The organism is Microbacterium sp. BE35 (assembly GCF_031457705.1).
Lineage (GTDB): Bacteria > Actinomycetota > Actinomycetes > Actinomycetales > Microbacteriaceae > Microbacterium > Microbacterium trichothecenolyticum.
The window spans coordinates 370,617-388,646 of the sequence record NZ_JAVDXD010000005.1; the positions used below are offsets into that span (position 1 = coordinate 370,617).

The 18,030-nt window shown below is 71.4% G+C and carries 17 protein-coding genes; 7 read left to right on the forward strand and 10 right to left on the reverse strand.

What is annotated here, in order from left to right:
* Positions 1-73 precede the first annotated feature (73 nt).
* Positions 74-1,303 carry an extracellular solute-binding protein gene (locus tag J2Y46_RS17720; RefSeq protein ID WP_310244070.1) on the reverse strand — a complete coding sequence of 410 codons (1,230 nt, stop codon included), beginning with the start codon at positions 1,301-1,303 and terminating at the stop codon, positions 74-76.
* A 265-nt stretch (positions 1,304-1,568) separates the two neighbouring features.
* Here J2Y46_RS17720 and J2Y46_RS17725 point away from each other — a divergent pair, with 265 nt between their 5' ends.
* Entirely contained in the window at positions 1,569-2,057 is a 489-nt protein-coding gene (locus J2Y46_RS17725; protein WP_045296670.1) for a YajQ family cyclic di-GMP-binding protein, read from the forward strand.
* A 31-nt stretch (positions 2,058-2,088) separates the two neighbouring features.
* Here the strand turns inward: J2Y46_RS17725 and J2Y46_RS17730 are convergent, their stop codons facing one another.
* Positions 2,089-3,246 (reverse strand): aminotransferase class I/II-fold pyridoxal phosphate-dependent enzyme, encoded by a 1,158-nt coding sequence (locus J2Y46_RS17730; RefSeq protein WP_310244074.1) that lies wholly within the window; start codon positions 3,244-3,246, stop codon positions 2,089-2,091.
* 47 nt (positions 3,247-3,293) lie between these two features.
* Here J2Y46_RS17730 and J2Y46_RS17735 point away from each other — a divergent pair, with 47 nt between their 5' ends.
* Positions 3,294-3,770: a hypothetical protein gene (locus tag J2Y46_RS17735; RefSeq protein WP_045296667.1), complete on the forward strand. Its 477-nt coding sequence runs from the start codon at positions 3,294-3,296 to the stop codon at positions 3,768-3,770.
* A 159-nt stretch (positions 3,771-3,929) separates the two neighbouring features.
* On the opposite strand, the gene J2Y46_RS17740 is transcribed toward J2Y46_RS17735, so the two are convergent.
* The 5 genes from J2Y46_RS17740 to J2Y46_RS17760 all read right to left on the reverse strand — a co-directional run bounded on the left by J2Y46_RS17740 (position 3,930) and on the right by J2Y46_RS17760 (position 9,021).
* A complete protein-coding gene (locus J2Y46_RS17740) occupies positions 3,930-5,021 on the reverse strand; it encodes an alpha/beta hydrolase (RefSeq protein ID WP_084695421.1) in 1,092 nt (363 codons plus the stop codon).
* Positions 5,022-5,053: 32 nt separating this feature from the next.
* A complete protein-coding gene (locus J2Y46_RS17745; protein ID WP_045296666.1) occupies positions 5,054-6,436 on the reverse strand; it encodes an FAD-dependent oxidoreductase in 1,383 nt (460 codons plus the stop codon).
* Positions 6,437-6,523: 87 nt separating this feature from the next.
* On the reverse strand, positions 6,524-7,579 hold the full coding sequence (locus tag J2Y46_RS17750) for a polyprenyl synthetase family protein (protein WP_045296665.1): 1,056 nt from the start codon (positions 7,577-7,579) through the stop codon (positions 6,524-6,526).
* A 58-nt stretch (positions 7,580-7,637) separates the two neighbouring features.
* Positions 7,638-8,372 (reverse strand): demethylmenaquinone methyltransferase, encoded by a 735-nt coding sequence (locus tag J2Y46_RS17755; RefSeq protein WP_045296664.1) that lies wholly within the window; start codon positions 8,370-8,372, stop codon positions 7,638-7,640.
* Positions 8,373-8,382: 10 nt separating this feature from the next.
* Positions 8,383-9,021 (reverse strand): DUF402 domain-containing protein, encoded by a 639-nt coding sequence (locus J2Y46_RS17760; RefSeq protein WP_310244083.1) that lies wholly within the window; start codon positions 9,019-9,021, stop codon positions 8,383-8,385.
* A 92-nt stretch (positions 9,022-9,113) separates the two neighbouring features.
* Here J2Y46_RS17760 and J2Y46_RS17765 point away from each other — a divergent pair, with 92 nt between their 5' ends.
* From J2Y46_RS17765 to J2Y46_RS17780, 4 genes are read left to right on the forward strand one after another with little or no spacing between them, the layout of a single operon-like run.
* Positions 9,114-10,874 (forward strand): peptidase S8, encoded by a 1,761-nt coding sequence (locus tag J2Y46_RS17765; protein ID WP_052676660.1) that lies wholly within the window; start codon positions 9,114-9,116, stop codon positions 10,872-10,874.
* Complete coding sequence (locus J2Y46_RS17770) at positions 10,871-11,926, forward strand: phosphotransferase (RefSeq protein ID WP_310244088.1); 1,056 nt, start codon at positions 10,871-10,873, stop codon at positions 11,924-11,926. The genes J2Y46_RS17765 and J2Y46_RS17770 overlap by 4 nt, the downstream gene beginning before the upstream one ends.
* Positions 11,911-12,912, forward strand: a complete 1,002-nt coding sequence (locus J2Y46_RS17775; RefSeq protein ID WP_310244091.1) for a T3SS effector HopA1 family protein — start codon at positions 11,911-11,913, stop codon at positions 12,910-12,912. Before J2Y46_RS17770 ends, J2Y46_RS17775 begins: the two co-directional genes overlap by 16 nt.
* Positions 12,909-14,219, forward strand: coding sequence for a lanthionine synthetase LanC family protein (locus J2Y46_RS17780; RefSeq protein ID WP_045296660.1), 1,311 nt, complete (start codon positions 12,909-12,911; stop codon positions 14,217-14,219). The genes J2Y46_RS17775 and J2Y46_RS17780 overlap by 4 nt, the downstream gene beginning before the upstream one ends.
* Position 14,220: 1 nt before the next feature.
* Here the strand turns inward: J2Y46_RS17780 and J2Y46_RS17785 are convergent, their stop codons facing one another.
* On the reverse strand, positions 14,221-14,529 hold the full coding sequence (locus J2Y46_RS17785) for a hypothetical protein (RefSeq protein WP_045296659.1): 309 nt from the start codon (positions 14,527-14,529) through the stop codon (positions 14,221-14,223).
* Positions 14,530-14,615: 86 nt separating this feature from the next.
* On the opposite strand from J2Y46_RS17785, the gene J2Y46_RS17790 reads away from it, so the two are divergent.
* Entirely contained in the window at positions 14,616-15,914 is a 1,299-nt protein-coding gene (locus J2Y46_RS17790) for an isochorismate synthase MenF (RefSeq protein ID WP_045296657.1), read from the forward strand.
* 120 nt (positions 15,915-16,034) lie between these two features.
* Here the strand turns inward: J2Y46_RS17790 and J2Y46_RS17795 are convergent, their stop codons facing one another.
* Complete coding sequence (locus tag J2Y46_RS17795) at positions 16,035-16,841, reverse strand: ABC transporter permease (RefSeq protein WP_045296656.1); 807 nt, start codon at positions 16,839-16,841, stop codon at positions 16,035-16,037.
* Positions 16,838-17,866, reverse strand: a complete 1,029-nt coding sequence (locus J2Y46_RS17800; RefSeq protein WP_310244097.1) for an ATP-binding cassette domain-containing protein — start codon at positions 17,864-17,866, stop codon at positions 16,838-16,840. Before J2Y46_RS17800 ends, J2Y46_RS17795 begins: the two co-directional genes overlap by 4 nt.
* Between the last annotated feature and the right edge of the window lie 164 nt (positions 17,867-18,030).

An 18,030-nucleotide genomic window follows, 5' to 3' on the forward strand; every position in this document is an offset into this window, starting at 1 on the left:
TCATCATCGGGACCGGGACGGATGCCTCGACATCCGTCCCGGTCGCCTGTCACGGTCCTGAGACCGCAGGGTGTTACTTGATGGCTGCGCTCACGTCGTCGGTGAGCTTCTGCCACGTCGCCGTCGGGTCGGCGCCATTGATGATCGCGGCCTCGGCGATGCCCCAGTACTGCCACACGGCACCCATCGCCGGGATGGCGGGCATCGGAACGGCGTCGGCACCGACGGTCTGGAAACCGGCGATGATGGGGTCGGCGGCAGCGGTGTCGGCAGCAGCAGTCAGGGCGGGCAGCACGCTGCCGGCCTTGAAGAGCTCGAGCTGAACATCCTCGGTGCCGATGTAGTTGACGAGGAAGTCGTTCGCGGCGACCTTGTTGTCGGACTCGGCGCTCACGAAGAAGCCCTTCACGCCCGCGAACGGCTGGGCGGGGGCACCGGTCGGGCTCGCGATCGGGTCGATCGCCACGTTGATACCGGCATCGGTCGCGGCGCCGACGTTCCACGGGCCGGTGAGCCAGAAGGCCGCCTCACCCTCGAGGAACTTGGTCTTGGCGATGTCGCCGTCGACGTCGGTGTTGAAATTGCCCGCGGCACCCTGCGCGCCGAGCCAGCTGGCGAACTGGAAGCCGCCCTCGTTGCCGATCTGCAGGTCGGCCGGATCGTAGTTCCCCTCGGCGTCGGTGCCGAACACGGGAGCGCCGAACGCGGTCTGGAACGGGTAGAGGTGGTACGGGTCGCCCTCGACACCCTGCTGCACGACGAACGGGGTGGTGAGGCCGGCGGCCTGGCCCTTCGCGATCATGTCGTCGAAGCTCGTGGCCGGCTCGGGGATGATGTCGGCGTTGCGCAGGATGGCGATGTTCTCGACCGCGTACGGAAGCATGTAGGTGGTGCCCTCGTAGGTCGAGGCCTGCAGCGCGACCGGGAGGTAGTCACCGGCGGTGTCGCCGAGCTCGATCGGCGCCACGACGCCGTTGGTCGACAGCTCGCCGAGCCAGTCGTGGGCGCCCATCACCACGTCCGGGCCCTTGCCCGTCGGGGCCTGCTGGATGAAGTCGTCCTTGATCTTGCCGGTGTCCTTGCCCACCAGGTCGACCTTGACGCCGGTCTTCTCGCTGTACGCGTCGGCGGCGCCCTTCAGCGCGTCGACGCGCTCGGAGTCGACCCAGACGGTCAGGGTCGACGTGGCGTCGCCCTCGTCGCTCGAACCGGTGTTGTCACCGCTGCCCGCGCAGCCCGCGAGGACGATCGACGCGACGGCGAGACCGCCGAGCGCGAGCCAGCTCTTCTTGTTCACCTTCATCGGTGCAGTGCCTCTCTGGAGTGCTGAGTGAGTCCGGCCGCACTGTCGGTCGCGACGGTGCGGGTTCGACTCATACCTGCGAAATGCAAGCGCTTACATTTGTAACTCAGCAGACGCCATATGGCAACACCGGGATCGGATCGATACCTCGCCGTGACTTTCAGCGTCTGCGTGGAATCGCTTGCACACCTGACGGCGACGGGAACCGCTTGCAGCGGCGTCCGTTCTCCCGCGCCGCGCGACAGCCGCCGATAGACTTCCGGCCATGGCAGATTCTTCGTTCGACATCGTCAGCAAGGTCGACCACCAGGAGGCGGAGAACGCCCTCAACCAGGCCCGCAAAGAGATCGAGCAGCGCTACGACTTCAAGGGCACCGGGGCGTCCGTCGAGTGGAGCGGCGAGTCCGTGCTCATCAAGGCCAGCACCGAGGATCGCGCGAAGGCGGTTCTCGACGTCTTCCAGTCGAAGCTCATCAAGCGCGGCATCTCGCTGAAGAGCCTCGAGTCGGGCGAGCCCTTCGCCAGCGGCAAGGAGTACCGCATCGTCTCGACGATCAAGGACGGCATCTCGTCCGAGAACGCGAAGAAGATCTCCAAGATCATCCGGGACGAGGGTCCGAAGTCGGTGAAGTCGCAGATCCAGGGTGACGAGCTGCGCGTGCAGTCGAAGTCCCGCGACGACCTGCAGGAGGTGCAGCGCCTGCTGAAGGCGGCGGACCTCGACGTCGATCTCCAGTTCGTCAACTACCGGTAGCGCTGGTCCCTGATGGGGCTGGGGCTCCGCTTCAGCCTGTCACGCTCGCGAGCCGCCGCACCGCCTCGGTGATCGTTTCGGGCGCGCAGGCGAGGTTCATCCGCGCATGCCCCGCGCCCTGCCGACCGAACCTCGGTCCGCTCGACAGCGCCACACGTGCGTGCTGTTCGGCGAGGACGGCGGGGTCGTCTCCCCAGCCCAGAGCGGACATGTCCAGCCACGCGAGGTAACTCGCCGAGGGACGCCGAAGTCGCACCGCGGGCAGACGAGCGGCGAGTTCGGCCTGGAGAAGGTCGGCATTGCGCTGCACCGCGGCGATCGTGCCGTCGAGCCAGTCGCGGCTGTGGGCGAACCCTTCCCGCGTCGCGATCAGCCCGAACTGCCCCGCCCGGAAAGTGACCTCCTCCGGCAGCGAGCGGATGAGGTCGGTCATGCGGTCCGACTCCGACACGAACAGCGCGGTCTTGAGCCCGGCGAGGTTGAACGCCTTGCTTGCCGACTCGGCGGCGATCCCGTGGGCCCGCGCCTCCTCCGAGACGGTGAGGTACGGCGTGAACTCCACGCCGTGATGGGTCAGCGGTGCGTGGATCTCGTCCGAGATGACGAACCCCTTGTGGCGCGCGACGATGCGGGAGAGCTCTTCGAGGGTCGCCCGGTCGTGGACCAGCCCGACGGGGTTGTGCGGGCTGCACAGCAGTACGCCCTTCGCGCCCGTGGCCAGCTCCCGGTCGATGCCCTCGAGGTCGAGCGCGTACGAAGATCCGTCGTCGTGCAGCGGCACTTCGGCGACGACTCCGCCTGCCTCGGGGACGAGGTCGTAGAACGGCGGATAGATCGGCGGCGTGATCACGACCCCCTCGCCGGGCTCGATCATCCGGCGCAGCGACTCCACGATCACGACGCTGACATCGGTCGTGATGCCCATCCGCTCGATATCCGGCTCCCATCCCCACGCGGCCGCGGCGTAGTCTCGGAACGCCTTCCGAGCCCCGGGATCCAGTGGATTGACGTACCCGGTGTCCCCCAGGTCGATCGCCTCGTGCAACGCCCTCCTGATCGCCGGCGCCAGCGGGAAGTCCATCTCGGCGACGAACATCGGCAGCACGTCGTCGGCGTAGACGCCCCACTTCTCGCTCGTGCGTCGGCGGAGAGTCTCCATGGCGTCGGCCGACGTGGGGGTGATGGGCATCGTCGTCGCTCCTCAATCGCGGTGGAGACTGACCCTACACTCGGGCCATGCGCTTCCTCCGGGCCGTGTTGTCGGCCGTCGTCGCGACGCTGCCGGTGCTGGTCGTCCTCCTCATCCCCTCGCTCGTGCGCAGCGACGTCGACGGGGGCTCAGCAGCCGGTGTCGGCACCGCGATCCTCAACGCCGCGTTCATCGCAGCGGTCATCCTGATCCCCCGGGTGAACGGGTGGCTCGACCCCGAGGTGCCGGACTGGACGTCGACGACCGCGATGGCCGCGGCCGGCCGGGTGTGGCGCAGCCGCATCTGGCTCGCGCTCCTCGCCGTGCTGGCGCTGCTGGCGATCCTGGCCGCCGGCCAGACGGCCGCGTACCTGCTGAGCCAGAGCTCGCCGGCGGTCGCCGAAGGAGCACTCGACTACAGCCGCTTCGTCGCGCAGGAGCTCGTCGTGTACCTGCTCGGGTACGTCCTCTCGCTCACGACCTACGTCCTTCTCGTGCGCGTGCTCGCCCGCCGCGCGGAGTGACCGACGCGGCCGGGAACGATAAAGGCCCCGGGTGCTGGGGACACCCGGGGCCTGTCGTCGTCTGCTCTCGCACAACCAACCCCCCGGTTAGCGGCGCGTGACGACGGATGGGAAGGATTCTTGGGGAGGGCCTTCCCTGAGATGCTGGGGACATCTCCCCTACAGCTTAACCCGACTGTCCACAAGAGCGCTGTCCCCTCTTCGGGGGACATTTTCGTCCGGTACGACGTACGCGCGAGCCCAGCGGTCGAGAGCATCGTACGCGATCGCGCGAGGGGCGGGGCGCGAGAGGAAGACGTCGTGGATCGCACCCTCGACGCGGGCGATCGTGACGAGCCCGCCGATGCGGGTCGCGGCGCGGGCGATGTCGTCGACCACGAGCACGGAGTCCGTCGACGTCATGGACTCCTTCCACGACAGCGGCGTCGTCGAGGCCACCGACAGCAGCACCAGCGCCGGGCATGCCACGTCGACGCCGGCCGCGATGCGGCGGTGCCCCTCCATGACGGCCGACAACCACCCCGGCGCCGTCGGGAATCCCCGGTCGGGCCGCCAGACGGCGCGGTGATCGTCATGCGGCAGCGTGCCGATCTCGTGCTGCGCGCGCGTGTAGAACCCGAAGTCGACGGCGGGCTGCGTTCCGCGCGGGTCGAGCCTCGCCCGCATGTCCACCAGCGGTGCCAGTGCCTGGCGACCCAATGTGCCCAGCTGGAGCTCGAGCCACGGGCTGTTGAGCACGATCGCGTGCGCGCGGCCGGGGTGCCGAGCCGCCCAGAGCGTGAGTGTGAGGCCTCCGGTCGAGTGGCCCATCAGGACGAGCTTGCGGTGGCCGCCGCGCGTGTCCGGTTCGGAGGGCGATGCTTGTCCGGCTGGATCCGCGGCGTGTCCCATCGCGTGCAGCGCGGCCGCGATGTCGACGTCGTAGTCCTCGAGGGAGTCGACGTACCCGGGCGCCTGCCCGTCCCTGAGGCTTCGCCCGTAGCGACGCAGATCGAGCGCGTAGAAGCGCGCACCGCGCCCCGTCCAGAACCGCGCGAGGTCCCGCTGGAAGAAGTAGTCCGACCAGCCGTGCACGTAGAGCACGTCGACCTCGCGCAGCGGCGCGAACAGCGTCAGGAGCGGATTCGGGATGCTGCGCACCAGCGTCGCGACCAGCGGCCCGTGCTCGCCGTCCAGGCCGAGCGGCAGCGTCAGCTGCTCGAACGGCTCCCCCAGGATGTCGGGGACCCAGGTGAGGGATGGCCCGGCCATGCCCTCAGCCTAGGGGCGGCGTCCCGACGAGCTCAACGATCGGGGGTGCTGCGGGAGATCGTGACCATCTCGTCGCGGGGCACGACCTTGATGCGCGCCCGCTCGTGCGGTGCGCCCAGGGCCATCTCGTGCTCGTCGAGGCGGTGCCAGCCGTCGAGGTCGGTCCAGGCCACGCCGCGCTCGGCGAGAAGTGCGGGGATGGCGGCCTCCGACGGGTCGGCAGGCTGCCACCACGTGCCCTGGTCGTTGATGAGGTGACGGATCGTCTCCATCGCGTCGGACTTCGTGTGGCCGATGAGGCCCACCGGGCCGCGCTTGATCCAGCCGGTGGCGTACACGCCGTTGACGCGCTGGTTCGAGTCCTTGCTCAGCACCTGGCCCTCGCGGTTCGGGATGACGCCGTGGCGCTTGTCGAAGGGCACCCCCGGCAGCGGCGATCCGAAGTATCCGACGGCGCGGTACAGCGCCTGGATCGGCACCTCGCGCAGCTCGCCGGTGCCGACGACACCGCCCTCCCCGTCGGGACGCGTGCGCTCGTAGACGAGAGCTGACACGCGGCCGGAGGCATCCGTCTTCACCTCGATCGGCTTGGCGTAGAAGTGCAGGTGCAGCCGGCGCGACGCGGAGCCGCCGGCGTTGTTGACCGAGTCGCGCTTGCGCCAGGACTGCAGCACGCGGTCGATGACCATGACCTGCTTGTTGCTCGCGATGGCGGCGCGGGCCGCGTCGTCGTAGTCGAAGTCCTCGTCGTACACGACCATGTCGACGTCGCGCAGCTCGCCCAGCTCACGGAGCTCGAGCGGGGTGAACTTCACGTTCGCGGGTCCGCGACGGCCGAACACGTGCACGTCGGTCACTTTCGAGGCGACCAGGCCCCGGTGGACGTTGTCGGGGATCTCGGTCGGCAACAGGTCCTCGGCGTGCTTGGCCAGCATGCGCGACACATCGAGCGCGACGTTGCCGTTGCCGATGACGGCGACGGATGCTGCCTCCAGCGGCCACTCGCGCGGCACATCCGGGTGCCCGTCGAACCAGCTCACGAAGTCGGCGGCACCGTACGAGCCGACCGCGTCGATACCGGGGATGTCGAGATCGGTGTCGCGGATCGCGCCGGTGGCGAAGATGACCGCGTTGTAGTGGCGCTTGAGGTCGTCGAGGGTGATGTCCTCGCCGAAGCGCACGTTGCCGAAGATGCGGATGTCGCCGCGATCGAGCACCTCCCGCAGGGCCGTGATGATGCCCTTGATGCGGGGGTGGTCGGGGGCGACGCCGTAGCGGACCAGCCCGTACGGCGCGGGCAGCTGCTCGAACAGGTCGATCGACACGTCGAACTTGCGCTCGGCCTTCAGCAGGATGTCGGCGGCGTAGATGCCCGCCGGTCCTGCGCCGACGATCGCCAATCGGAGCTTGGTCATGGTGGTCCTTTCGGGCGTTCCGTCTCGCTCGTTCATCGCTCGCTCAACGGCCGGGATGCCGGAGGCGGAGAAGAACTCGGACGGGGATCAACTTGAGCGGTCGGCGACGGCCTGGGCGAAGCGGGTGAGGGCCTCCCGCACCGCGCCGTCGGGCAGCGGCGCGAGCGCCTCGATCGCCTCGGTCGACCACGCGTTGGCGAGGTCGAGGGTCGCCTGGGTGGCCTCGTGGTCGCGCAGCTGCGCGAGCGGGTCGTCGAGGATCGCGGGATCGGCCCCGTCGGCGATGCGCGCCACGCCCTCGTCGATGCGCGTGCGCAGGTCGACGGAGGCGGCATCGGTCCGCTGCCCGAGAACGAGGTACGGCATGGTCGGCACGCCGGCCCGCAGGTCGGTGCCGGGCACCTTGCCGGTCTCGTCGGGGTCGGCCGACAGGTCGATGACGTCGTCGAGCAGCTGGAACGCGACACCGGCCTTCTCGCCGAACGTCACCATCGCCTGCTCGAACTGCTTGGGCCCGTTGGAGAAGACGATGCCCGACTGCGCGGCCGCCGCGATGAGCGAACCCGTCTTGTCGGAGAGCACCTGGAGGTAGAACGCGACGCGGTCGTCGTCGTCGGACGGGCCGACCGTCTCGTGCATCTGCCCGAGCACGAGCCGCTCGAACGTGTCGGCCTGCAGCCGGATGGCGTCCTCACCGTGGCGTGCCATGATCTGGCTCGCGCGGGAGAACAGCAGGTCGCCGGTGAGGATCGCGACGTTGTTGCCCCACACCGCGTGCGCACTGGGAACACCGCGACGCTTGTCGGCAGCATCCATCACGTCGTCGTGGTACAAGGATCCGAGATGCGTCATCTCGAGCGCGGTCGCGGCGTCGATCACCGCGTCGGTGGCGCCGTCGCCGAGTTGGGCGGTCAACAGCGCCAGCATCGGGCGGATGCGCTTGCCGCCGGCGTCGTACAGATAGCGGCTCGTCGCGTCGGCGAGCGTGTCGGCCACGCGCAGCTCGCGCTCGAGGGCGCTGTCGACGCGCTTGAGCCCCGCCTCGACGGTCTTGAGCAGGCCGCGCGATCGCGCGCCCGCGAAGATGCGGTCGCTGAGGCCCAGCTTGCCCGCGATGTGCGAGCCCGGCGCTGTCGGTGTCACACGCCCAGCCTACCGGGGGCGCGTTTCGTCGCGGTCCGCCGCACGTCGACCGACGACGCTAGGCCCGGGGCTTCGTGGCGCGGTGCAGCGCGACGATGCCCATCGACAGGTTGCGGTGCGCGACGTCGGTCCAGCCGGCCTGGCGGATCCACGCCGAGAGCGTGCGCTGGTCGGGCCAGTCGCGGATCGACTCATTCAGGTAGTCGTAGGCCTCCGCGTTGGAGCTGACGGTCTTCGCGACGACGGGCAGCACACGGTCGTTGTAGAAGCGATACAGGCCGTTGAACGTCTTCGACGGCGGGTGCGAGAACTCGCAGACGACGAGGCGCCCGCCGGGCTTCGTGACGCGCAGCAGCTCGCTCAGCGCTTTCTTCGGCTCGTTCACGTTGCGCAGCCCGAACGACATCGTGACCGCGTCGAACTCGTCGTCGCCGAAGGGCAGGTCGGTCGCGTCGGCCTGCACGAAGGAGAGATTCCGGATGCCGCTGTGCCGGCGTCGCCCCTCGGCGATCATGCCGGGCGAGAAGTCCGCCGCGACCACCGTGGCGCCCCGGCCCGCGAGGGCGACGCTCGAGGCGCCCGTGCCCGCGGCGAGGTCGAGGATGCGCTGCCCGGCGCGCGGGTTCACCGCGCGCGTCGTCGCGGCGCGCCAGAACCGGTCGTTGCCCATGCTCAGCACGGTGTTGGTGCGGTCGTAGCCGGCCGCGACCTGGTCGAACATGCCGCTCACGCGCGACGGGTCCTTGTGGAGGTCGGCGCGGTTCGGCTCGGGATCGGAGGGGTGGGATGCCACGGCTTCGAGTCTAGGCGGCGGTGCCGTCTGTGCCGTGGCCGCCGTCACCCACGGCCGCGAAGGAGACGGGTGGGGGCGGCGCGACGGCGTCGTAGGACGCGAGCCGGGCGAGCCACGCATCGGGCGTCGCGTCATCGAACGGCGCCTCCGCCGCCGCGACGCGGCGCTCGAGGGCCACGGCGAGCGCCTCGAGCTTGTCGACGAGGTCGAGCGGATAGCCGTACGCGACGCGGTGCTCATCCCACTCGTCACGGTCGTCGATGAACAGGCCGCGCCCGTCGATCGCCTTCACGACGTCGAGGTCCATGTCGATGCCGCGGGGCTCGTGGCCCTCCCAGCGGATGTCCCACGCGACGTCGATGTAGATGCGCACGCGCCGCGGCGCGCCGTGGACCGTCATCGCGTAGTCGCCGCTCGGCGGGATGAGGGTGACGTTGGGTCCGTCGGCGACGAACTCGAGCCCCGGACGGACGTTGCGCCAGCCGGAGGGCTGACCGACCCAGTCGCCCCACCGGTCCCTGCCGAGGTAGATGCAGTCGTTGACCCAGTGCGGGCCGCCGTCCCACTTGCGCCAGCGGAACTGGAGCGGGGCTCCGGGCTCGGGGCGGTCGGAATCCGGGTGACCTGGGAGGTGCATCGGGGTCGGCACCCGCCTCAGTGTAGGGCTGTATCAGTCTCTTCCCGCCATCCCTCCTCCACGGTGGCCGCAACCTCGCGGCCCTTGAGGAGAGAAGTCCGAAAATGGCTGCAACATCCGGCGGCTCGTCGCGAAAGCGCACGTCCGCTCCTCGGGCGGAACTGGGTGCCTCCGCTCCGCTCTACATCGACGGCGACGACGTCATTCCCGGCGAGGTCATCGTCACGCTCAAAGCCGACGCCGCCGATGCGATGACGGCGTCCGTGCCCATCCACCCCGGCGGCCGCGGCGTCTCGATGGCCGATTCGCTGGGGGTGTCGGGCGTCGACGCCGTGCTCGCGAGCCTCGGTGCCTACGACATCACCCGGCTCGCCCCGCCCTCGCAGGGCATCGCGCGTTCCGCGATGGCCCTGGACGGCGTGCCCGAGCCCGAGGAATCGATCCTCGGTCGCTCGTTCCGTGTCCGCATCGACGCGAAGGTCGCCCCCGACAAGGCGGCGGCTGAGCTCGACGCCCTCGATGAGGTCGAGGTCGCCGAGCCGAACCGGTGGCGGGAGGCCAGCGTCATCCCTGACGACCCGCAGTTCGGGGCGCAGTGGGGGCTGACCAAGATCAACGCCCCGGACGCGTGGGACGTCACGAAGGGATCCGCGAGCGTCGTCGTGGCGGTCATCGACTCGGGCGTCGACCTCGACCACCCCGAGCTGGCGCCGCTGCTGGTCCCGGGGTTCGACATGGTCGATCTGGGTCCGAACCCGACGCCGAACCCGGGGTGGCGCTTCGAGGGCGACTTCGCGGGGCGCGACGCGATCCCCGAGGACGAGGTCGGCCACGGCACGCACGTCGCGGGCACCATCGCCGCCGTGTCCGACAACGCCGTCGGCGTCGCGGGCGTCGGGTGGCAGACACGGATCATGCCGATCAAGGCGCTCACCCGGGTCGTGCGCATCAGCGACGGTCGCGTGAGCGGCACGGGCTCGTCGGCCGACGTCGCCGCGGCCATCCGGTACGCGGCCGACAACGGCGCCCATGTCATCAACATGAGCCTCGGCAGCCCGTCCTCGACCTCGGTCGAGGCGAGCGCGGTGGCGTACGCGGTGAGCAAGGGCGTGGTCGTCGTGGCCGCGATGGGCAACGACGGCAGCTCTTCGCCGAGCTTCCCTGCCGCCTATCCGGACGTGATCGCGGTCGCCGCGATCCAGTCGAACGAGTCGCGCGCGGCGTTCTCGCAGACCGGACCGCACATCGACATCTCGGCGCCGGGTGTCGGCATCCTGTCGACGTACCTCGCAGGGGGCCTCGCCACGATGGCCGGCACGTCGATGGCCTCGCCGCACGTGGCGGGTGTCGCGGCACTCGTGAAGGCGGTCAAGCCGAGCCTGACGGCGACCGAGATCGGCGACATCCTCCGTTCGACGGCGAAGCCGCTCCGCGACGTCGCGGGCGATCCCGTGCCGAACGACCGGTACGGCTGGGGACTCGTCGACGCCGCTGCGGCGGTGCTCAAGGCGCGAGGGCCGATCGTCATCAAGCCGACGATCACCGTCAAGCTGCGCACTCCTGTGGTGGCCTGCGTACCGAGGACGATCACCCTCCCGGAGTGCGGCACGATCAAGACGGTCCTTCCGCTGCAGTGCAAGAAGATCAAGTCGATCCACATCGCATGCCCCGTGACGACGACGGTGACCAAGGTCCCGACGACCGTGACGGGCCCGGGACCCGGACCCCAGCCTGGCGGTGCCGACCCGTTCGGCGTCGAGCAGGGCGACTACGAGGCCGGCTTCGCCGCCGGCTATGCCGCGGCGATCGAGGAGCTCCAGTCCGGCGGCGGCGACGCCTACGGCGAGGGGCTGTTCGACGAGTGATCGCCGACGCGACCATGGTGCGGACGGATGCGGGCACCACCCCGCATCCGTCCGTCACCGCCCTGCGCGCGGTGGGGCTGCTCGGTCCCACCGAGCTGCTGCGCGCCGAGCCCACCGACCTGTCCCGCGCCCACGGCGTGTGGGCCGTGCACCTCCCGGACGACCGACGCGTGGTCGTCAAATCCGGCGCCTTCACGCCACCCGCCGACGGATCGACCGGCTCTGCCCAGGAAGGACTCGGCGCGGAGCTGTTCGTGCAGCGCATGGCGCGCTGGTGCCTTCCCCTGCAGGACGCGATCCCGTCGCCCGCGGCCGTCGACGAGGAGCACGGCATCCTCGTCGTGGAGGACCTCGGAGCGGGGCATCCGGCGTCCCTCGCCCTCGTCTCTGACACGATCGGCGACGAGGACGCCTTCTTCCGTCTCCTCGGCGCCCGCGTGGGCGCCGTGCATCGCGCCACCGCCGGGCTGCCGCTGCCGTCGGCGCGCCCGCCGCTCGTGCTCCACGTGCTGCGCACGGTCGAACGCGCCGACTCGCTCGGCCTCGCCCTGACGACGCGCGACCTCATCGCCTTCCTTCGCGCGCAGCCCGCCCTGATGGCCGCAGCCGCGCGCCTGCGCACGCCTGCCGGGCGCGCGCTCGTGCACCACGACCTCAAGTGGGACAACGTGGCCGTCGCACCCGGTCCCTCCCCCGTCATCGTCGACTGGGAGCTCGCGGGGGCGGGCGATCCGGCATGGGACCTCGGATGCCTCGTCGCCGAGCATCTGCTGCGCGGCAGGTCGGCGGCGGCCGGGCTGCCGTCGACGGGCCGTGAGCTCGTGCGCGGTTACGGCGAGGCCGCGCGGATCTCGTCGCGCGCCACAGGACTTTTCGCGGAGCGCGTCGCGCTGACCGCGGTGCTGCGCCTCGCGCAGTTCGCGCTCGAGGTCGCCGAGCGGAGCGAGCACGGCGACGAGGAGCAGTCCCACGAGCTCGCGGGCCTCGCGATCGGACACCAGGATCACCTGTCCGCACTCACGGAGGAGCTGCGCTCATGCCTCGCGCGATGACCTCCGTCGCCGCGGCCGGGGCGGCGGTCGCCCGCGGCGAGCGCGCCGCCGAGGCGACACTGCGTGCGCTGAGCCGGGCGCTCGCGCTCGTCGAGGGCGCGGACGAAGCACGAGGATTGCGCGCGGGCGCTCCGACCGGGGTCGAGATCGAGAGCCCGCTCGCGGAATGGCTCTACGCGAACTGGTGGACCGGCCCGTCCGGCGATGCCCCCACACCGTCGGAGCGCACCCTCGGCGCTCCTGCCGCGTTCCCCCGCGTCGGCCTGTTCGAGGCGATGCGACGCCGCGCGGCAGGCACGTCCGAGGCATGGATCGTCCTGGCCGTGGGTGACGGCACCGCCACGGTCGTGGCATCCCGTCCTCCTTCCTCCGCCCCACCGGGCCACGTCCGCATCGCGATAGACCGCGTCGTCTCGTCCTCGCGGCCCGGCTGCCACCCGGCGCCGGGCGATCTGGTGACGATCACCCGGGGGTCGTCGGGATGGGACCGCGGGTCGGGATGGTGGTGGGCGCACTCCGGCGAGGGCGTCCCCGACGGCCCCCTCGACCGCTGGTACACGCACTCCCGCTCGCCGGAGGACTCCGCGGCCCTGCTGCCTCCGCTGATGGGCGCGTTCGCAGACGCCGGGAGCGCCTTCTCGCTCAAGTGCCTGCCTGCGCCCGCCGGCTACGGCCGGCCCGACGCGCTCGTCGTCTACACGCCTCGGGTCGTCCGGGCGCGGGTGGCCGCGGCGCTTCGTCGCCGGGCCATGGACATCGCGCCCCACGTCGATGCGTCGATCCCGCCGACGACGCGACGCATCGCCCGGGGCATCGGGATGTCGGAGGATCCCGCCGACGGCACCAGCTTCGGTCAGCTGCGGACGGCCCAGGTCGCCGCGATCGCGGCGATGACCGCGCATACGGATGCTGCGCCGCACCGTCTGCGCGAGGCCGCCGGCACGGTCGGTCTCGACGTGACACGACCCTGGAGGGCGCGGCCATGACCGCCGTCGCCCCGGCCCTCGCTGCGTCGGCGCCGGCGGTGCGGTCGCCCGGCGAACTCGGAGCCGCGGCGATCGCGCTGGCCCACCGCCTCGCTGCCGACGTGGTCGTCGACGACCGCGGGGCGCCGGAGTGGATCGGCGACGAGATCGACCTCGCCGCGAGTGCCGACGGATCCGTCCTGAAGACGGGGCCCGTCGACGATGGCCTCCTCACCGGGCGGGCGGGCATCGCCCTCGCTCTCGCCGCGGCGGCACGGCACGCGCGCGATGAATCCCTTGCGCTGCTCGCCCAGGCGACCCTCGCGGACGTTCTCGACCGCCGCCGGGCCGCGCGGCGCGGACAGCTCGGCTGGCAGAGCGGAGACCTGGGGATCGCGATCGCCGCGGAGCGGATCGCGGACCTGCTCGGCCGGCCCGACCTCGCCGACGGAAGCCGCCGGCTCGCTGCCCGGGCGGTCGCGGCGCTCGCGACGGCGGACGACTCGTGGCTTCCCGGGTACGCCGATCTTCTCGACGGCTCAGCGGGCCATCTGCTCGCGGTGCTCGCCGCCGCACTGCCGGCGAGCGCCGAGCGGCATCGGGCGACGGCCGCCGAGCGGCTCGTGCGCGACCTGCGCGCTCGCGCCGTCGTCGACGTCTGCGGCGCACGCTGGCCGATGGCCGACGGCGACCGCGCGGTCACCGGCCTGGCGCACGGCTCGTCGGGCATCGGCCTGGCGCTGCTCGCCGCGCATGCCGCCGGCGTCGCCGGTGCGGACCGAGCGCTCGCCGATGCCGCGTGGACGTGGGAGGACGCGGGTTACGGCGCCGAGGACGGCGGCTGGTACGACCTGCGCCTGGATGAGCCGGCGATCGGTCTGGCGTGGTGCCACGGAGCTCCGGGGATCGGGATCGCGGCGGCGCTCCGCTCCCGCATCGACAGGGACGGTGCCCTCGAGAGCGAAGCGACCTACCTCCGTGCGCTGCGCTCGGTCCAGCGCGCCCGGCGGGAGATCCCCGACGAGGCGGAGGACGACGCCACCCTGTGCCACGGCCGCTCCGGCATCGTCGAGCTGCACCTGGCCGGCGCCGAGGCGGAGTGGTCCACCGATGCCGCATCCCGCGAGGAGCACCGGCGCGCGGCACGGTACGAGGCATCCGTCGTCGCCGCCGGCATCGATGCCGACGGGAGCACGAGGTTCAGACACGGTGTGCGGGGCGGCCGATCACCGGCGGTCCTCGACGGCACGGCGGGCGTCGTGCTGACACTGCTGCGCTGCGCCGGCCCCTCGGCAAGCGTCGCGCACCCGCCCCTGCGGCTGCGGTGACTCAGCGCATATCGCCGGCGGGCGGCTCCCCGAAGGGCTCTTCGACGGGCATGAGGCCGATGTCGCGCGTCTCGGTGCCGCCTTCTCCCCCGAAGCCGACCCACGCGTCGGGCTCGGCGACTCTCACTCCGGACACCGCCTGCGCGCGATCGGCGTAGTCGGCGACCGACTCGTCGACCGTGGCGATGAACACGTCGGGAAGCTCCGGCGCCGGCGGCGCGACCGACTCCGCGCCGGCGTCGCGAAGGCCTGCCTCGACCGAGCTCTGGTCGGCATCGGGGTCGACGGTGATCAGATAACGCACGCTCACGCGGCCATCCTCACCCCGCGCCGCGGCACGCACAAGGGCAGCCGCGACCGGCATCCGGCCCGGATCCGCGAGTCTAGGCTGGACTCGTGACACCTTCGCACCGCCCGCCTGAGCTGGTGGTCGAGACCCGCGAGATCGAGCACATCGACGACCTCCTCACCTATGCCTCTCCCGACGAGCCTCTCGCCTGGCTGAGACGCGGCGACGGCATCGTCGGGATCGGCTGGCTGGGCGGCTACGAGCGCGGACCCCACTCCGCTCCTGGCGTCGATCCGGCGACGCTGCCGTCGGCGGCCGAGACGTGGCGGCAGATCGCCGCCACCGCGGAGATCGATGACCCCGTCGGCCTCCCCGGCACAGGGCTGGTCGCGTTCGGCACGCTCGTCTTCGACGAGAGGTCGTCTGCCACGAGCCGCCTCCTGATCCCGCAGGCGGTCATCGGTCGCCACCGCGGACGCTCGTGGGTCACGCGCATCCGACGCGTCTCGGCGGAGGTGGACGACGTCATCGTGGAGCCCAGGCCATATGGGTCGTACTGGTCGGCGACGCTCGGACCCGGCACACTCGATCCCGCCGGCTACCAGGCGGCCGTGCGCGGCGCCATCGACGCGATCGTGCGCGGAGAGCTCGAGAAGGTCGTGCTCGCGCGTGACCTCGTCGGCACGATCCCGGCCGGCGCCGACCTGCGACGGCTCGTGCGCGCCCTCGCCGACGACTACCCCGACACCTGGACCTTCGCCGTCGACGGCCTCATCGGCGCGAGCCCCGAGACGCTCGTGACCGCCGCGCGCGGCGTCGTGACGGCGCGCGTGCTCGCGGGGACGATCCCGCGAGGAACCGACGCGCACGACGACACCGCGGCATCGACCTCCCTCGCCCACAGCGCGAAGGACCTCGACGAGCATCGCTACGCCGTGCAGAGCGTGCTCGCGAGGCTCGGGCCGCACGTGCGTCATCTGCGGGCCGATCCCGAGCCGTTCACCCTCAAGCTGCCCAATCTCTGGCACCTCGCGACCGACGTCGCGGGCGACCTGGCCGACCACGCCTCCGCCCTCGACCTGGTCGCGGAGCTCCACCCCACAGCGGCTGTGGCCGGGACGCCGACGGATGCCGCGCTCGACCTCATCCGCCGGCTCGAGCCGTTCGACCGCGGCCGCTACGCCGGTCCGGTGGGCTGGATCGACGGCGACGGCAACGGCGAGTGGGCCATCGCCCTGCGCTGCGCGCAGATCGGCGGGGAGCCGCCCCGCAACGTCGCCGAGTACAGCGCGACGATCCCCGTCGTCGCGCACGCGGGCGCGGGGATCGTCGCGCAGAGCAACCCCGACAAGGAGCTGCTCGAGACCCGGGTCAAGTTCCGCCCGATCGTCGACGCGCTCGCCTGAGGTCGCGGCGGCGGCCGACGTGAGCCGGGCTCGGGGCGCACCGCATACGTTCGGGGCGCATCCGTCGCGCCCCGAACGCGCCTTCCGCGCCCCGAAACCCGAGGTCACGGACGGCGACCGTCACACCGAGCGCTGGTAGGCGCGGATCGACCGCATCGCCCAGATGAACGCCAGGGCCGCGAGCACGGCGAGTCCGCCCAGCTGCCACCAGCCGTTCGACGGGTACTCGCCCGACAGGCCGCCGCGGCCGAGCTCGACCGCCCACGTCATGGGGTTCCAGCGCGAGACGTCCTGGACCCACTCGGGCATGAGGTCGGCCGGCATCATCGTGGTCGACAGGAACGTCGCCGGAAGCACGACGAGCTGCGACAGGCTGATCAGCGCGATCTGACTCCGCGAGACGAGCGCTACCGCCGTCGATGCGCAGCAGAAGATCGTCGCGAGCAGCGTCGCGATGCCGAGGGCGGCGAGCGTGCCTCCCGCCCCGCCCGGATACCGTGCACCGGCGAGCCAGCCGATGCCGAGGACGACGAGCGACTGCGCGAGGTTGATGATCAGCTGCTGTGCGAGCTGCCCCGTGATGATCGCCGAACGCGACACCGGCGAGGTCAGGTACTGATCCATGACACCGGAGTTGATGTCGTCGATGTACCCGGTTCCGGCCCAAGCCCCCGAGTAGAGGACGGTCATCATGAGGATGCCGGGCACGAGGTAGTCAATGTAGCCGGCACCGCCGAACTGCGGCAGCGCGCCGAGCGACTGGAAGACCTGTCCGAACAGCACGATCCAGATGACCGGCTGGATCAGGGACATGACCGGTCCCCACACCTGGCGCAGGGTCGCGATCAGCCAGCGGCGCAGCACCTGGCCGGCCTGCGTGAACCAGCCCGCGCGGGGCGCTGCGCCGGTGAGAGCGAGAGTCGTCATGCTGCGACTCCTTCCGTGAGGGCGGGCACTGCGGCGTCGCCGAAGGTGTGGCCGACGAAGTGGAGGTACACGTCGTCGAGGGTGGGGTGGGATGCCGCGACCTGGCCGAAGCGGATGCCCGCGGCATCCAATGCTCCGATCACGGCCCCGACGGCCGCAGAGGCGTCGTCGGTACGCGCAGCGAGGACGCCGTCGACACCGGACGCCTCGATCACGACGTCCCGCAGGCCCGCCACGCGCCCGATCGCCGCGCGCACGGCAGCAGGGTCGGGCTCCACGAGCGACACCCTCAGCGAGTCGCCGTGCAGCGCCGCCTTGAGCTCGTCGGGCGTGCCCTGCACGACCGCGCGACCGCGATTGACGATGAGCAGCTCGTCGGCGAGGCGGTCGGCCTCCTCCATGTAGTGGGTCGTGAGCACGACCGTGAGCGCCTCCTCGCCCGAGAGCCGCCGGATCTCGGCCCACATCGTCGCGCGCGCCTCGGGGTCGAGCCCCGTGGTGGGCTCGTCGAGGAACAGCACGCGCGGCCGGTGCACGAGCGCCGCTGCGACATCGAGACGCCGGCGCATGCCCCCGGAGAATGTGCCGACAGGACGACGGGATGCCTCGGCCAGCCCGAACTCGTCGAGCAGGCGCGCCGCGCGGCCACGGGCCTCCCCCGATCCCACGCCGCGCAGCCGCGCGGCGATCTCGAGGTTCTCGCGCGCGGTGAGGAGCGGATCCGTGCTCGCCCCCTGGGACACGTAGCCGATGGTGGCGCGCACCGACGCCGGGTCGGTCGCGACGTCGTGCCCTGCGACGACGGCGGTTCCGCTCGTCGGGCGGGACAGCGTCGTGAGGATCTTGGTGGTCGTGGACTTGCCGGCGCCGTTCGGGCCGAGGAGGCCGAACACGCGGCCGGCCGGAACCGAGAACCCGAGGCCGTCGAGGGCGCGGACCGCGGGCCTGCGGCCGCGACCCGGATAGACCTTGACGAGATCGGTGGCGACGATCGCGCGATCACCGGTGATGGAGTTTTCAGGCATGGCGAAGCATCCCTTCCTGCGAATGGGTTGTTGAGGGGTCGGGGGGGGCGCGGCGCCCCCCCCCCGTTGAAGGGGAAATATAGGGGGGGGAAATCAAAAGGGGGCGGGGCAGAAAAAAACTCCCCACACACCCCCCCCAAGTAACCCCCGCCCCCCCCCCCCCC

Bases quoted from the DNA above. Each gene is read 5' to 3' on its own strand.
- J2Y46_RS17775 (WP_310244091.1), top strand. From the start codon at position 11,911: ATGCCTCGCGCGATGACCTCCGTCGCCGCGGCCGGGGCGGCGGTCGCC.
- J2Y46_RS17765 (WP_052676660.1), top strand. From the start codon at position 9,114: ATGGCTGCAACATCCGGCGGCTCGTCGCGAAAGCGCACGTCCGCTCCT.
- J2Y46_RS17735 (WP_045296667.1), top strand. From the start codon at position 3,294: ATGCGCTTCCTCCGGGCCGTGTTGTCGGCCGTCGTCGCGACGCTGCCG.
- J2Y46_RS17740 (WP_084695421.1), bottom strand. From the start codon at position 5,021: ATGGCCGGGCCATCCCTCACCTGGGTCCCCGACATCCTGGGGGAGCCG.
- J2Y46_RS17730 (WP_310244074.1), bottom strand. From the start codon at position 3,246: ATGCCCATCACCCCCACGTCGGCCGACGCCATGGAGACTCTCCGCCGA.
- J2Y46_RS17725 (WP_045296670.1), top strand. From the start codon at position 1,569: ATGGCAGATTCTTCGTTCGACATCGTCAGCAAGGTCGACCACCAGGAG.
- J2Y46_RS17720 (WP_310244070.1), bottom strand. From the start codon at position 1,303: ATGAAGGTGAACAAGAAGAGCTGGCTCGCGCTCGGCGGTCTCGCCGTC.
- J2Y46_RS17780 (WP_045296660.1), top strand. From the start codon at position 12,909: ATGACCGCCGTCGCCCCGGCCCTCGCTGCGTCGGCGCCGGCGGTGCGG.
- J2Y46_RS17795 (WP_045296656.1), bottom strand. From the start codon at position 16,841: ATGACGACTCTCGCTCTCACCGGCGCAGCGCCCCGCGCGGGCTGGTTC.
- J2Y46_RS17800 (WP_310244097.1), bottom strand. From the start codon at position 17,866: ATGCCTGAAAACTCCATCACCGGTGATCGCGCGATCGTCGCCACCGAT.
- J2Y46_RS17745 (WP_045296666.1), bottom strand. From the start codon at position 6,436: ATGACCAAGCTCCGATTGGCGATCGTCGGCGCAGGACCGGCGGGCATC.